The 15,300-nt window shown below is 40.7% G+C and carries 10 protein-coding genes; 8 read left to right on the top strand and 2 right to left on the bottom strand.

The window, feature by feature from the left end; translation table 11 throughout:
* Nucleotides 1–130: 130 nt before the first annotated feature.
* Nucleotides 131–1,057 carry a ribonuclease Z gene (locus ACFO3G_RS06090; protein WP_380078975.1) on the bottom strand — a complete coding sequence of 309 codons (927 nt, stop codon included), beginning with the start codon at nucleotides 1,055–1,057 and terminating at the stop codon, nucleotides 131–133.
* Between the two features lie 424 nt (nucleotides 1,058–1,481).
* Here ACFO3G_RS06090 and ACFO3G_RS06085 point away from each other — a divergent pair, with 424 nt between their 5' ends.
* The 3 genes from ACFO3G_RS06085 to ACFO3G_RS06075 are packed head-to-tail and all read left to right on the top strand — an operon-like array spanning nucleotide 1,482 to nucleotide 4,328.
* Nucleotides 1,482–2,606: a DUF4369 domain-containing protein gene (locus ACFO3G_RS06085; protein WP_380078973.1), complete on the top strand. Its 1,125-nt coding sequence runs from the start codon at nucleotides 1,482–1,484 to the stop codon at nucleotides 2,604–2,606.
* Nucleotides 2,607–2,613: 7 nt separating this feature from the next.
* Nucleotides 2,614–3,081: a hypothetical protein gene (locus ACFO3G_RS06080; protein ID WP_380078971.1), complete on the top strand. Its 468-nt coding sequence runs from the start codon at nucleotides 2,614–2,616 to the stop codon at nucleotides 3,079–3,081.
* Between the two features lie 17 nt (nucleotides 3,082–3,098).
* Nucleotides 3,099–4,328: an L-serine ammonia-lyase, iron-sulfur-dependent, subunit alpha gene (locus tag ACFO3G_RS06075; protein WP_380078969.1), complete on the top strand. Its 1,230-nt coding sequence runs from the start codon at nucleotides 3,099–3,101 to the stop codon at nucleotides 4,326–4,328.
* 389 nt (nucleotides 4,329–4,717) lie between these two features.
* Here the strand turns inward: ACFO3G_RS06075 and ACFO3G_RS06070 are convergent, their stop codons facing one another.
* Nucleotides 4,718–5,692 carry a polyprenyl synthetase family protein gene (locus ACFO3G_RS06070; protein ID WP_380078967.1) on the bottom strand — a complete coding sequence of 325 codons (975 nt, stop codon included), beginning with the start codon at nucleotides 5,690–5,692 and terminating at the stop codon, nucleotides 4,718–4,720.
* A gap of 258 nt (nucleotides 5,693–5,950) precedes the next feature.
* Here ACFO3G_RS06070 and polA point away from each other — a divergent pair, with 258 nt between their 5' ends.
* From polA to folD, 5 genes are all read left to right on the top strand, one after another.
* On the top strand, nucleotides 5,951–8,839 hold the full coding sequence (gene polA, locus ACFO3G_RS06065) for a DNA polymerase I (RefSeq protein WP_380078965.1): 2,889 nt from the start codon (nucleotides 5,951–5,953) through the stop codon (nucleotides 8,837–8,839).
* A 352-nt stretch (nucleotides 8,840–9,191) separates the two neighbouring features.
* Nucleotides 9,192–12,455, top strand: a complete 3,264-nt coding sequence (locus ACFO3G_RS06060) for a glycosyltransferase family 117 protein (RefSeq protein ID WP_380078963.1) — start codon at nucleotides 9,192–9,194, stop codon at nucleotides 12,453–12,455.
* A 166-nt stretch (nucleotides 12,456–12,621) separates the two neighbouring features.
* Entirely contained in the window at nucleotides 12,622–13,260 is a 639-nt protein-coding gene (locus ACFO3G_RS06055; protein ID WP_380078961.1) for a polysaccharide deacetylase family protein, read from the top strand.
* Between the two features lie 24 nt (nucleotides 13,261–13,284).
* Nucleotides 13,285–14,007 carry a tRNA (5-methylaminomethyl-2-thiouridine)(34)-methyltransferase MnmC2 gene (gene mnmC2 / locus ACFO3G_RS06050; protein ID WP_380078959.1) on the top strand — a complete coding sequence of 241 codons (723 nt, stop codon included), beginning with the start codon at nucleotides 13,285–13,287 and terminating at the stop codon, nucleotides 14,005–14,007.
* Nucleotides 14,008–14,038: 31 nt separating this feature from the next.
* The gene (gene folD, locus ACFO3G_RS06045) at nucleotides 14,039–14,932 is read left to right on the top strand and encodes a bifunctional methylenetetrahydrofolate dehydrogenase/methenyltetrahydrofolate cyclohydrolase FolD (protein ID WP_380078956.1); all 894 of its coding nucleotides are present in this window, start codon (nucleotides 14,039–14,041) and stop codon (nucleotides 14,930–14,932) included.
* The last annotated feature ends 368 nt before the right edge of the window (nucleotides 14,933–15,300 follow it).

Raw genomic sequence — 15,300 nt, 5'->3', positions numbered from 1 at the left:
TTCTTCATGCTTAACCATTCGTTTTGACAACATTTCAATGATCTCTTTAGTGTTTTCGAACCGACTTTTGTCAGTTCTATTGTTTAACTTTTAATTTTTCGGTAAAAATTTACCGAAGTATTGTTATTACTTACGATCTCTTTCTCAATTTCTTTATATCGATCTGCAAGCCTTCATAGGCCGCTATTGTTTGTGGAAATATCTGTTTTGCTTCATCGGCAAGAGCTTGATCATTGTTGTATCTTGCCGAATAATGTCCAACCAGCAGATGCTTCACATTGGCTTTAAGTGCAATTTTTGCAGCATCAGTAGTACAGCTATGGAAGGTAGCCGTTGCTCTTTGGCGTTCATTCTCCATAAAGGTTGTTTCATGATATAGCAGATCAATATCTTTGATATAAGGAATAAGAGAGGGTTGGAACGCAGTATCAGAGCAATATGCATAAGTTTCGGGCATCTCTGCCGGTATTGTCAGCCTACTATTGGGGATAACCCCATGTTGATCACTTTCATAATCAGCTCCGGCCAAGATTTGAGGGCGCATCTTCAGAGGGATACCATAAAAGTCCGCCAAGTCACCTCTAAGATGGGGTTTACACCCCTTCTCTCTAAACAGAAAACCGGCACAGGGGATCCGATGCTGAAGTGGCAAGGTAGATACCTCCAAGTTTCTATTTTCAAAAATGATCGAGTGCTCATCTGTCTTATGTGTAATAATCTTCACTTCATACGACATCCCCTTACAAAAATTGTCAAGGATAGGACGAACGAACTGTTCTATCCCTTCCGGTCCATGAATGAAGAGAGGAGCCGTCCTCCCATGTAGGCCAAAGGAAGATATTATCCCCGGCAATCCAAAACAATGATCTCCATGAAGATGAGAAATAAAGATGTGTACAAGTTTCTGGAAGTTAAATTTATAACGACGCATAGATATCTGGACCGCTTCTCCACAATCTATCATATATAATACGCCTTTATGTTCTAAGATTTGCGATGAAGGCAAGTGTCTAAGTGTTGGCGTGGCACTTCCACAACCCAAGATGGTTAATTTCATATTTAGAAGCTGTTTTGAATTTATCCCCAAAATGTCATTAAACTATTTTGTAGGGCAACATTACCCGATTTGACACTTTAAGAGATGCTTTTGCGCCCCGACATAAATGCGACCTCTTCTCAAGACATATTTGGGTTTATTGAAAATAGTCTAAAAAAACTTCAGCCACAAAGATAAACCATAGATTATAAATAATGTATTGTCATTGATGAATGAAGTCAATCCTTCTTGACTTTCCTCACCTTATTGTCTTCATGTGGTTGACTATAAAAACATCGTTAGAACGTAAACACATCTCATAATAATCACCGAAACCTCACCCAACAAAATAGCTTCTTACCCCGAATGTGTCTCTCTCATCAGTATTTGTGTAACTTTGCAATGCTCGCTAAGTGAGCACCAAAGTAATTAATGAGTCAAAAGTATGTGGAAGAAGATATTAGCACTGCTCTCAGTAGGAGTAATCCTCGCAAGTTGTACCCATCAATCCAAAAATCAGTTTGTCATTTCAGGTCACATCGAAGGTGGTCAAGGCAAGACCTTGTATCTTAGAAATGCCAACAATGGAGATTTTAGCCCGGTCGATTCGGTTACTATCGATAAAGATGGAAATTTCAAGATAACCGGACAGGGTTATTACTACCCTATGTTTTATGCCCTCACCTTAGATCAGGATTTTATAAATGTGGCAGCCGATTCGGCTACAAACCTTCAAATAGAAGCTCAATCCAACAACTTCTCAGGCACTTATAAGCTTATCAAATCAGACTGTGCCAATATTCAGATGAAACAGATTACAGCTTTGACAAAAAAGGCGGACCGACAAATCGATTCTCTTAACTTGAAGCTTCGTCGCAATGACATTTCTTTTTCAGATTTTAGCCAAAAGGTACTTGATGTTGTAAACCAACTTAAGATGATATTCTTCAAAGATTACATACTTAAGAAACCGGCTTCAGCTGCAGCTTACTTTGCTCTTTATCAGCAAAACAACGGGCTTATGTATTTCAACATTTTTGATCCTCAAGATTTGAATGCTTTCAATACCGTAGCAACAGCTTATGACTTTTATTTCCCCAATGCCCCTTATACAAAGACTTTGAAAGATCTGACCCTACAAGGGATTGCAGCAAAGAAGAAGGCAAGAGAGGATGCACAGAAGAGGGTCGAAATGGTACGAGGGTCGAAAATGGAGTCATTACCTCAGCTCAAACTGATAGATAATCATGGTAAAGAGCAAGACCTGAATAAAATAGTATCAGAGAAAGCAAAGGTATTGCTCGTTTTCAACAGCTTTGCTTCTGAAGACTCACCTCAACTTATAAATACACTTCGAAAGGTGTCTAAAGAAAAATCAATCGCTATCTACTGTGTTGGTGTAGACCAAGATCGTTATTTCTGGCAAAATGCTGTAAGGACTCTTCCATGGATTAATGTTTGTGATCCCTTACAAGAAGGATTGTCGAAATTTAATGTCAGATCTTTACCTTCATTTTTCCTTCTTACCCCCGAAACTATTCAAAGAATTAATAATCCATTAGCAATTTAATTAAAATATGAAACACTCAATTTTATTTATATCATTCATTATCAGCATCTTTACTCTTACTTCATGTTATTCATCAGACAAAGGTGAAATCTCCGATTATACAAATGGACAACATGATAGTAGAATAATAGGTAACTGGGAGCTTATAGAAGGACCTGAAGCTATTATTGTGCCGGAATTTAGAGCAGCTGATGGCTCGAACAACAAAGGTCCATCCAACTATTATATCAAATTAACAGAAGATGGTAAGGTCCTAATCTATAGCATGGAAAAAGATAGACCATTAGACACAGTCAGAAAGACCTATTACAAGACAAAAGGTAATAAAACACTCATGCTGCTTAATGTTGGAGACAGCGGTAAATCAGCGACAAAAAACAAAGTAGAATCCGACTACCGTATAGAAGAGTACAATACGATCTTGAAAGTTGGAGGTATCTCATCTGTCTCAAAATACAAACGCTATAACCCATAAAATCAACAATTATGTCAATGGAATCTATAAGGCAGGTCTTCCGGATTGGAAATGGACCCAGTAGTAGTCATACTATGGGACCATCCAGAGCTGCCAAGATGTTTCTTGAAAAATGTCCTCAAGCATCCAAATATCGTGTAACACTTTATGGGAGTCTTGCTGCCACCGGCAAGGGTCACCTTACCGATGTTGCTATCCTAAATGTATTGGAGGCTGAAGCTCCGACCGAAATTGTTTGGAGACCTAAGACCTTCTTGGATTATCATCCCAATGGAATGTACTTCGAAGGGCTAAACGACAAAGATGAGAAGATAGAAGATTGGACCATCTTTAGTATTGGCGGTGGTATCTTGGCCAACGATCACTTCAATGAACTTCGATCTGAAGAGGTATATCCCTTAAGTACAATCTCTGAGATTATGAATGACCTCGATCATAGAGGAATGAACTATTGGGAATATGTCGAAGAAATCGAAGGTCCCGGCATTTGGGATTATCTTGCTGAGATTTGGGAAGTGATGAAGCAAGCCGTCAAAGATGGTCTCGAAGCAGAAGGGGTGTTGCCCGGAGGATTGGGACTTAAACGAAAGGCGGCAAATTACCATGTCAGATCACAAGGCTACCAGCCAACAATGAAAAGTAGAGGGTCTCTATTTGCTTATGCCTTGGCTGTTGCAGAGCAAAATGCCAGTGGAGGAATCGTTGTAACAGCTCCCACATGCGGAAGTTGTGGGGTCGTGCCGGGAGTCCTTTATCACTTACAAGAGCAAAGAGGCTTCACAGATGTTAGGATATTAAGAGCACTTGCCACAGCAGGACTTTTTGCCAATGTGGTGCGAACAAATGCATCCATATCCGGAGCAGAGGTGGGTTGTCAAGGAGAGGTGGGAGTAGCATGCTCTATGGCAGCAGCCGCTTCGAGCCAGCTTTTTGGAGCTACACTTCAACAGATCGAGTATGCTGCAGAGATTGCTCTTGAACATCACTTGGGGCTGACCTGTGATCCCGTAGGAGGATTGGTACAAATTCCCTGTATCGAACGCAATGCTTTCGCGGCTGCACGAGCTCTTGATGCCAATGTCTATGCCAACTTTAGTGATGGTAGGCATCGGGTAAGTTTTGATCAAGTCGTTGAGGTTATGATGCAAACCGGCAAAGACCTACCCAGTCTCTATAAAGAGACCTCAGAAGGTGGGTTGGCCATTTCACACGAGATGTGTCGTGGCGTTTGCCCCGCATGCCAATAAAAACAACAAATCAAAGAAATCCAAACAGGCTGAAACAACTTCATAAATGCTATCTCTCTTTCTATTGAGAGAGCAGAAAAAAGCCGCGTACATCCTTTTGAAATGTACACGGCTTTTTTGTTACAAAGCACCAAAGTTTTTGATACAGCGGCCTAAAGTCGATTTTTAAGTCGCCAAAAGATAAATTGCAAATGTCATTAATATAGTTTAACACTTATCGATACAGATAAATTACCGTCCTCTTCATGTTTTGTTGGAAATAAGCCACTTTTAAGGTCAAAAAAGGGCCATTTCTAACAAGAAAAATGGCCGCAGAAGTTTACATTATTTATTAAAATACGCTGTTATCACAAGCAAAAAAGAGAGGGAGCTGATTTGCGATTCAACTTCTAAATCTCCCTATTACAAATAAATTTTGCCAACCGCTCCAATTCTGGTACATCAGATATATTGGGAAGTTTTTGGCATAGTTCAAGAGCCTTATCTAAATATTCACTCATTCTCAAACGAGCATACTCAACTCCGTCCTTATCTTTAGCAAAGACAATAAGCCGATCAATATTTGAAGGTGTAAAATCTTTTGTCTTAATGATGTTCAAACACTGTTCTTGCTCTTTCGAATGGTCATTGAAAATTGCATACAACAAAGGAAGAGTCACTTTACCTTCCCTAATATCATTACCGGTTGGTTTACCCACATCAACAGAAAAATAGTCGAATATGTCATCCCTAATCTGAAAGGCATATCCCAAATTCTCTCCTATCGCACGGCAAGTTTCTTTTATCTCATTATCTGCATCAGCGCAGATGGCACCCAAAAGGGTAGCAGCACTAAAGAGTGTCGCTGTTTTCTGCTTAATAATTTGGAAATATCTTTGCTCCGATAAGACTGTTTCTTCTGCTGTCTCCATCTGAAGAATCTCTCCTTCCGACAATTCCTTGCCGATAGATGAAACTACCGAAATGATTTGTATATCATTGAGTTGGATAGCTCTCATTAGGCCAATGGACAACACAAAGTCACCCATAAGAACAGCTATTCGATTGTCAAAAATTGTGTTTAAGGTCCGTACACCTCTCCTCAGCCCCGCCTTATCAATCACATCATCATGAATAAGCGTGGCCGTATGAATCAGCTCCAATAGCAAAGCAGACTCAGCCGATTTTTCACCTAATTGACCTCCACAAGCCTTGCAAGTCAAAGCCACCATCAAAGGTCTGACTTGCTTACCCGTCGCTCTCTGAAGTATCTCAAACGCCTCTCTCAACCATTTAGACTCGGATTGGATTGATGTCTTGTACTTCTTGTCAAATATCATATTGAACTCTTTGACCGAGTTCTTCAAGATGGAAAGTTCGTCCATTCAAATATTACATCCCCCGTGAGGAGACCATACGATTTGTTGTTTAATAATCTCTTTCAACTTTACCGCCGGGACAGATTGATAATCATCCAATTTGTATAATATCTACCATCTATGCCTACCATGCAAAGTCTACCATGCTATATCGTCTCAAAGTAACATTATGACTACTTTATTGAAGCAATCTCTTTCTTTGGCGATTGTATAAATCAAAGAAATACCACCTTGAGAAAAAGATAATGATTCCATAGACGCTTTATGGGCACAAATATAATCATAGTTAACTATCTTTACAGCATGATGAAAAGACAGCAAGTATATTTATTAGATGCATACGCTCTTATTTTTAGAGCTTTTTATGCTTTCATAAAAAACCCGATAACCAATAGCAAAGGTGTGGACACCAGTGCTATATTTGGCTTTGTATTAACATTGCAAGATATTCTTGAGAAGGCATCTCCAGATATGATAGCCGTGGCTTTTGACCCGGCGGGTGGGACCTTCCGTCACAAAGAATTTCCGGAATATAAAGCCCAACGTGACGCTACACCGGAAGGGATTATACAAGCTGTTCCCTACATTAAAATGATCCTTGAAGCATACCGAATCCCCATCATTGAAGTCGAAAATTACGAAGCCGATGATGTGATAGGCACTCTTGCTATACAAGGCGAAAAAAAGGGCTACGATGTTTTTATGGTTACTCCCGACAAAGACTATGGTCAGATTGTAAGTGATCATATCAAAATGTATCGTCCTTCACGCAATGGAGGATTTGATCTTTGGGGTCCTAAGGAAATTGGTGAACACTTCGACATCAACGGGCCGGAGCAGGTCAGAGATCTTCTTGGATTGATGGGAGATGCCAGTGACAATATTCCCGGTTGCAAAGGGATTGGAGCCAAGACAGCATCCAAACTACTCAAAAAGTATGGTGATATAGACAACATCTACGCACATATAGATGAGATTAGGGGTGCTATGAAAAAGAAGTTGATTGAAGGTAAAGAGGATACCATGATGTCCCGCTATCTGACCACCATTTGCACTGATGTGCCGGTCTCTTTTGACGATGAAGCTTATAAGCTCAAATCCATAGATAGAGAGAAGATGCTTGAAATATTCAGAGAATTAGAATTTAGATCTCTTGGCAAGCGCATTCTTGGTATTGACAATCTATATGCAGCACAACCACCCATTTCACAATCTGATGCATCTACAAGTCTTACTCAAGAAGCCAAAGAAAATGCTGAAGACTATTATCAAGCATCCTTATTTGAGGGCGGAGAGCAAATCAATCAGAATACACTCTTTGGTGAAGATGATTTTACAGAAGTCAAATCTGCAGCAACACTGCCCCATACTTATCACCTGGTGCAAACCAAAGAAGACAGGGATCGCTTATGGAGCAAACTAAGTCAAGCCAATGCATTTGCTTTTGACACAGAAACCAACAATATAGATGCACTCAAAGCGGAAATTGTCGGAATCAGTTTTTGCTGTACTGCGGGGGAGGCTTATTATATACCTCTACCCAAAGATCGTACAGAGGTCATCGACATTCTCACCCCTCTCAAAAGGCTTCTCAATGAATCCAAACACCTTAAGATTGGGCAAAATCTAAAATATGATTTGCAAGTCCTCGGCAATTATCAAATTGAGGGAAGCGGACCTTTCTTCGATACCATGATTGCCCACTACATTCTTTTCCCGGAAGAGAAACACAATATGGATGATATGGCATCAAGACTGCTCAACTATAAGTGTATCTCTTACGATGAGATGATCAAGAAGGCAACAAAAAAGAATGACATTACAACGGTACCATTGGAAGAGATCAGAGAGTATGCGGCAGAAGACGCAGATATTACATTCCGGATATACGAAAAACTATTGCCACTCTTCGACAATCAAGAAATATCCAACTTACTTAAACTGATTGAGATGCCATTGATGCCGGTGTTGGCCTCAATGGAACGAGAAGGGGTCAAACTCGACACCAAAGTTTTGGAAAAACTATCAAAAGAGATCAATGACCGACTTGTTGAGACAGAGGCCGAGGTTGTAAAAATGGCCGGCAAAGAATTTAATGTCAACAGTCCAAAACAGGTAGGAGAAGTTCTTTTTGAAGACCTTAAACTTGGCAACAAGCCAAAGAAGACTAAGAGTGGAAGCTATTCGACAAGTGAAGAAAACTTACTGAAAGTCCGAAAAGAGCACCCTATCGTTCAAAAGATATTGGACTACAGAGGAGACAAGAAACTTCTTAATACATACATCGAACCTCTTCCCGGGCTTTTGCACCAAGATGGTCGATTGCATTCATCTTTCAATCAATGTGTCACAGCTACGGGCCGTCTATCAAGCTCTGACCCCAACCTTCAGAATATTCCTATTCGCACCTCGGATGGGAGCCGCATTAGAGAGGCTTTTGTGGCCCGAAGTAATGACTATTGCTTCCTTTCTGCCGATTATAGTCAAATTGAACTTCGACTCATGGCTCACTTAAGTCGGGATGAGGCTCTAATAAAAGACTTTATTGATGGCGAGGATGTTCACCGTGCCACAGCCGCCAAGATTTATGGTGTCAAATTAAGTGAAGTAACACAAGATCAGAGAAGGAAAGCCAAGACCGCCAATTTTGGCATTATCTATGGGATCTCCGTTTTTGGACTTTCTGAAAGATTAGACATTCCAAGAGGAGAAGCAAAAGATATTATCGAGGGATATTTTAGGCACTATCCAAGGGTTCGTAAGTACATGGACGAAGTTGTTGAAGAAGCAAGAAAGAAGGGCTATGTACAGACCTTGCTCGGAAGGAGAAGATACCTGCCCGACATTAACAGCAGGAATAAAAATATTAGAAGTTTTGCCGAAAGAAATGCTATCAATGCCCCTATTCAAGGAACAGCTGCAGACATCATAAAGATGGCCATGATAAAGATATATAAGGAGCTATCTGCAAGAAACTTCAAGACTAAGATGATTCTTCAGGTGCATGACGAACTTAATTTTGATGTTTTCAAACCGGAGCTTGAAGAGGTCAAAGAGATAGTCAGAGAAGGTATGGAGCATGTTATTCCCGATCTCTCAGTTCCCCTTATAGCAGAAATGGGTGTTGGAAGCAACTGGCTTGAAGCTCACTGATAATCTTAGAAGTCGTTTTTATTCGTTGCGAAATAAAAACATATAAGCTCACATTGGAGCTATTCAAGTAAGAGATTATAAAAAATGTCTATGACTTTCTCTTTTGATTATCTTTGTGAAATAAACAGAAGCATTAGAAGCTATTCTAATTTGATCCTTCAGACTGATTGTATCAGCCTTTACAAGAGAACATAATATATTGGAAGCCGGTTAAATTGTTTTGCCATGCTGCCAATTGGTATGTGTAATTATGATTTGATGTCAGCATTACGGAGCAATCACTAATCATAGAAACTTGTCAGCTTCTTAACTTCTAACTGCAATTTAGTTTGGAATAAACAATTGACATAATATGGAATGGAAACGCTATAGGTTGGCTAACAACCTTCTTGGATGGCTGTCTTTTGTAATAGCTGCCATTGTTTACTTGCTCACCATCGGGCCTACAGCAAGTTTGTGGGACTGTGCTGAGTTTATTGTCTGTATCAACAAGTTGGAGGTTGGACATCCACCCGGAGCACCACTCTTTATGTTGGTTTATAATGTCATTAGCCAATTTGCTTCTGACCAAAGCCAAGTGGCGATCTGGTGCAATGCCACGAGTGCCCTGCTCAGTGCTTTCACAATTATGTTTTTGTATTGGACAGCTACAGCTCTTATACGAAGAGTTGTGGCACCCAAGTATGAAGATCAAGAGCTGTCTCTTGCCCAAGGCATAGTTATCTTGGGTGGAGGATTGGTAGCAGCTTTGGTATACACTTTCACAGATTCTTTTTGGTTTAGTGCTATCGAAGCGGAAGTCTACGCATTTAGTTCGTTTTGTACAGCCATCGTCTTTTGGCTTATGCTCAAATGGGCAGATCGTGCTGACAATCCGAGAAGTGACCGCTGGCTCATCTTAATTGCTTATCTCATGGGGCTAAGCATTGGTGTACACCTTCTTAACTTGCTTTGCATCCCGGCCATGGGTCTTATTTATTACTATCGCAGAAGCGAGAAACCTCATTTTTGGGGAGCCATATTGGCCCTTTTGGCAAGCTTTGGACTCATCGTTGTCATGATGTATGGTGTCATACAGGGTGTACCGGAGATTGCGGGATACTTTGACCGCTTTGCCGTGAATGTCTTGGGTATGTCTTTTGACAGTGGTATTCTTATTTATCTCATTGTACTCGGAGGAGTCTTGGCCTGGGGTGTCTATGAAACAAACAATGCTGTCAAAAATGCCGGCAACGACAGCAGGATGAGGATGAGTTTCATTGCCTCAGTTATCTTAATGGGAATACCCTTTATGGGAGACAGCCTGATTGTGGCTGCAATCCTTTGTATCGCAGTGGTGGTATGTACATTTGCGCTTAAATCTCTCAATGCAAAAAGACTTCATACCTGGATGATGTGTCTTATGGTAATCATGGTAGGATATTCTACCTATGGTATGATCCTTGTGAGAGCTGCAGCACATCCTCCTATGAATGAGGATGACCCATCGGATGCTTTCACACTAAGAGCCTATCTTGCACGTGAACAATATGGAAGCAAACCCCTGTTTTTAGGTCCGACCTTTACAACTCAGGCAACAGGTATAGAGTACAATACAACTTATGCAAGGAGCAAGACATCCGATGGCAAAGATTGTTACAAAGAGGTCAAAAAGGACACTCCGGAATACAAGTACAATAGTGACGATTTGATGCTATTCCCAAGAGTTTTCTCTCAAAACCCTGCACATATCAGAGGATATAACATTTGGATTGGAAGAAATCCGGATGACTATAGCACTCCTACCATGGGAGATAACTTGAAGTTCTTCTTTGCATATCAAGTCAACTATATGTATTGGAGATATTTCTTCTGGAACTTTGTCGGTCGACAAAATGACTTACAGGGAGATGGCTCGCTATTGCGCGGTAATGCAGTGACCGGTATTCCTTTTATCGATAATCTTCTGATTGGGCCAAGTGAAGATATGCCTGACGAGATGTCAAACAACAAAGGACACAATGTCTATTACATGCTCCCTCTTTTGTTGGGTATTCTTGGCATCTTGTACCAAATCCTCAAAGGAAAAGAGGGTAATCAATCTTTCTGGGTAATATTCTTCCTCTTCTTTATGACCGGACTGGCGATTGTTTTTTATGTCAATCAGACAGCCGGTGAGCCACGAGAAAGAGACTATTCGTATGTTGGATCATTCTATGCTTTTGCAATATGGATAGGTTTTGGTGTAGCCATGCTGGCAGATATGATTCGCAAATTGAAGGTATCCCCTACAATGGCCGCTTCCATTGCAGTCGTATTGTCTCTCTTCGTACCTCTACAAATGGCCTCACAAAACTGGGACGACCACGATCGTTCGGGCCGTACAGCAGCATTGGACTTTGGGCGCAATTACCTCGAAAGTTGTGATCCCAATGCAGTTCTCTTCTGTTTTGGAGACAATGATACCTTCCCTCTATGGTACTGTCAAGAAGTTGAAGGTATTCGTACAGACGTAAGAGCTTGCAACCTGGGGTATCTTGGGGCTGACTGGTACGTCGATCAAATGAAACAGGCATTTTACAAGAGTGCTCCTCTTCCACTTGAAGAATATAAGGAGTCATTTTATAGCCATGTACCGGCTGTTTTCATACAACCCAATAGTCCTATGCTTCTTAGCGAAGCACTGAAAGAATGCTTTATGCACAAGCCAAACGGAGACATTCCTTATGGTGTATTGCCTTCTGACAAGCTTATCTTGGTCAATGATTCTGTAGAAGCCTTGCCACATATGGACTCTCTGACAAGACCTTATTTCATCAAAGATCAGCTTATTTCGTTGGAAGGTAAGAAGGTAATAGGTCGTTCGGAGCTTGCTATCCTTACCATGCTCAATGAGAATGGTTGGAAGAGGCCTATGCATTGGTGTATATCTTCACCGCTTGATGCATTCTCCAATCTGCCCAACTATGTAACACAGCAGGGTAATACCAATCAGATAAATCCGGCATATCTTGCCAATGCTCCAAGATATATCGATCCGATTAAGAGCTACAACATCTTCATGAAGTACTTCAAGTTTGGTGGAGCTGAGAACCCCAAAGTCTACTTCGATGCCAATTTGAGGAATATGACTGAAACTTATCGTTCGAATGTCGCAGCTCCATTGGCTATCAGCTTAATGGAGAAGGGCGAAAAGAAGAAAGCTCAAGATGTTCTTCTTAAGACCTTTAATGGCATTCGTCCCGAAGTAGTACCTTATGATAAGGAGCGAAGTATTGGATTTGTAAGGGCTCTCTATCTTGCCGGACTTACAAAGCAGGCCGATGATATCTGCAAATCACTAAGTAGTAGTTGCATAAAGTCACTCAAGTGGTTTATGAAGCTTGATTTGGATCTGCGCTATCGAGTACAGAGTGAAGGTGAAATTGACAAAAATCTGAGATGTCTTATTAATTGCTATACAGTAGCAAAGGCATACAACAGCAAATCGATGGATTCTTATCTTCCTCTTATGAATCAATATTTCAAAGCTGTTTACGGACATTCATTTGAAGAACTAAACAAACTACAACAGCAACATGTCGAGGCTTCCAATCTACAACCGGCACAAGATATGGAAGACAGCAACAGCAATTAACAAACAAGCCGATACTGATATCATATAGCTCTATGATATTCGTATCGGCTTTATTATTAACATAAGATCTGTTTGTCTTTTATTCGAATCTCAATCAACGAATAAATCCGTGCAGACTCTCATAATATAATAGATCTTGATTGACCGTTTATTATGCCGAGTACCAATGTGGTATCGTGCACTTATCCCCGGAGCTCGCTGGCGTATCCCCGCAAGGCAAGGCAAAAGTATCTATTTGACGTTTGATGATGGTCCCATTCCGGAGGTCACGCCTTGGGTTTTGGATAAATTGGATGAATTGGGTGTAAAAGCAACATTCTTTTGTGTTGCTGACAATGTCCGTCGATATCCCGACCTTTTTCAGGAGATTATCGATCGTGGACACCAAGTGGGCAACCACACTTACCACCATATACAGGCCCTCTTTATGTCCAATAAAAAGTATCTGGAGGATGTCATGGAGGCAGACAAACTTATTGGATCAAGATACTTCCGTCCCCCTCATGGTCACTTACGTCTATCTCAAGTGCGCAACTTAAGCAACTACTTTGACATTGTCATGTGGGATGTGGTAACAAGAGATTACAATGCAAAGCTTACCCCGGTCGAAGTATTTAGCTACATCGAGAAATATGTCAGGAATGGATCTATCATCGTATTTCACGATTCACTCAAAGCCGAAAAAAACATGAGACATGTCATGCCCAAGGCTGTCGAATGGTTAAAAAGCGAAGGGTATAGATTCTTAAGAATAGGTGATGATGTCGATCCTCTATCCTCTTTTAGATGGCCCATATCAAAATAATCACTATTACTCCCAACAATCATAATGAAAGAACCTCAAGTATTTATTACAGAAGATGGATCACCCACACTTTATAGCGAAGTCACAGGTGAACATTATCATTCGACTCATGGTGCAATAAATGAAAGTATGCACATCTTCATCAAAGAGGGTCTTGAATATTATCTCAATAGCTTAGGTCCGGGATGCTTTTTTTGCTCCCCTGCTCCAATAAGAATATTTGAAATCGGATTTGGCACCGGCCTCAACGCCTTGCTGACACTCTTAAAAGCGGAAGAACTCAAACAAAGGATCTATTATTACTCTGTTGAGAAGTATCCAATTTCTTTGAAATGTGCCAATCAACTGGACTATCATTTAGATGGAAAGGATCCATATTATGTAAGAGAACAATTCGAGGCATTGCATCGTGCAGAATGGGACGAACCGGTTGCCCTTACACCCTATTTCACTGTTCATAAGATATTGGGTGATATCGAAAAGATTAAATTTCCGGACAAAGTCGATGTTTTTTATATGGATGCCTTCTCCCCGGAAGCTCAGGGTAATCTTTGGGAGCAAGAGATATTTGACCAAATGGCGAAACATGCAAATACAGGTGCCGTATTGACAACTTATTGCTCAAAAGGAATCGTAAGAAGGAGACTTGAAACAGCCGGATTTAGAGTTGAGCGAATACCCGGTCCGACAGGGAAAAGACATATCACTCGCGCTACATTTGTTGGACAATGCCAAGCAAATGACTAATTTTATAAAGCATAACTTATTCAAAAATTATATGGAGAATCAAACTTATCAGCTTTTGGATGGTAAAAAGGTATCATCCGAAATTAAGCAGGAGATCGCTGCTGAAGTAGAAAAGATCGTTGCTGCCGGTGGCAGAAGACCACATCTTGGAGCCGTATTGGTTGGCCATGATGGTGGTAGTGAAGCATATGTAGGTAACAAAGTTCGCACATGTAAGGAGGTAGGATTTGAGTCTTCTCTTATCAGATATGAAGATGATGTTACAGAGGAAGAACTTCTGAAATGCATAAAGAAGCTTAATGAAGATCCCAATTTGGACGGTTATATCGTACAACTTCCTTTGCCAAAGCATATCAATGAGCAGAAGATCATTGAGTCTGTAGATCCATCAAAAGACGTTGACGGTTTTAATCCAATTAATGTAGGTCGTCTCAGCATTGGACTTGAGGGATATGTATCTGCAACTCCAAAGGGAATTGTAGAACTTCTTAAGAGATGCAAGATTCCTACAAGAGGAAAGCATTGTGTTATACTCGGAAGAAGTAATATCGTTGGCAAACCAATGTCAATGCTGATGATGGAAAAAGGCGAACCGGGAGATTGTACCGTAACAGTTTGTCATAGCAAAACTCAAAATATCGAAGAGATTACCAAAACTGCAGACATATTGATAGCTGCCATGGGAAGGCCGGAGTCTGTGAAAGCCAATATGGTAAAACGTGGTGCCGTTGTAGTAGATGTTGGTACAACCATGGTTCCGGATGCCACCAAGAAGAGTGGAAGAAGACTTTGCGGAGACGTCAAATTCGATGAAGTAGCACCTCTTTGCTCATATATCTCTCCCGTGCCGGGCGGAGTGGGTCCAATGACAATTGTATCTTTGATGATAAATACTCTGGATGCTTACAAAAGACGCATGAAGTAAGAAACATCTAAGACAAAAGGAAGCAGGTCTAAAGACCGCAAATAATTAATGGGGCTGTGTCATTATCCGTAATGGCACAGCCCCTCTTTTTGATTAAAACATCTTTTTTGAGTTTACCTCATATTTACCATTAGATTGCAAATTCTGTTAATATACTGTTATAAGTATATTCATTTATCTTCTACTATTTGGTAGGGGGGCTGTCATATCTTTCTTTCAAATCCGACTATCTATACTTTGATTTGGTAGTATCCCAAAAAGTGTGTAAAGGAGGTTTATCTTTGAGTCAAAATTAATCATTTCAATTCATTGTTTTGTTCATCCGTCAGGCGGGCATGAAAAACACCGGGGGGATTGGCGTCCGCCCG

This window comes from Falsiporphyromonas endometrii (assembly GCF_042654485.1).
Taxonomy (GTDB): domain Bacteria; phylum Bacteroidota; class Bacteroidia; order Bacteroidales; family Porphyromonadaceae; genus Porphyromonas; species Porphyromonas endometrii.
This window is presented reverse-complemented; position numbering and strand designations above follow the sequence as displayed.

Bases quoted from the DNA above. Each gene is read 5' to 3' on its own strand.
- ACFO3G_RS06090 (WP_380078975.1), bottom strand. From the start codon at position 1,057: ATGAAATTAACCATCTTGGGTTGTGGAAGTGCCACGCCAACACTTAGA.
- ACFO3G_RS06085 (WP_380078973.1), top strand. From the start codon at position 1,482: ATGTGGAAGAAGATATTAGCACTGCTCTCAGTAGGAGTAATCCTCGCA.
- ACFO3G_RS06080 (WP_380078971.1), top strand. From the start codon at position 2,614: ATGAAACACTCAATTTTATTTATATCATTCATTATCAGCATCTTTACT.
- ACFO3G_RS06075 (WP_380078969.1), top strand. From the start codon at position 3,099: ATGGAATCTATAAGGCAGGTCTTCCGGATTGGAAATGGACCCAGTAGT.
- ACFO3G_RS06070 (WP_380078967.1), bottom strand. From the start codon at position 5,692: ATGGACGAACTTTCCATCTTGAAGAACTCGGTCAAAGAGTTCAATATG.
- polA (WP_380078965.1), top strand. From the start codon at position 5,951: ATGGGCACAAATATAATCATAGTTAACTATCTTTACAGCATGATGAAA.
- ACFO3G_RS06060 (WP_380078963.1), top strand. From the start codon at position 9,192: ATGGAATGGAAACGCTATAGGTTGGCTAACAACCTTCTTGGATGGCTG.
- ACFO3G_RS06055 (WP_380078961.1), top strand. From the start codon at position 12,622: ATGTGGTATCGTGCACTTATCCCCGGAGCTCGCTGGCGTATCCCCGCA.
- mnmC2 (WP_380078959.1), top strand. From the start codon at position 13,285: ATGAAAGAACCTCAAGTATTTATTACAGAAGATGGATCACCCACACTT.
- folD (WP_380078956.1), top strand. From the start codon at position 14,039: ATGGAGAATCAAACTTATCAGCTTTTGGATGGTAAAAAGGTATCATCC.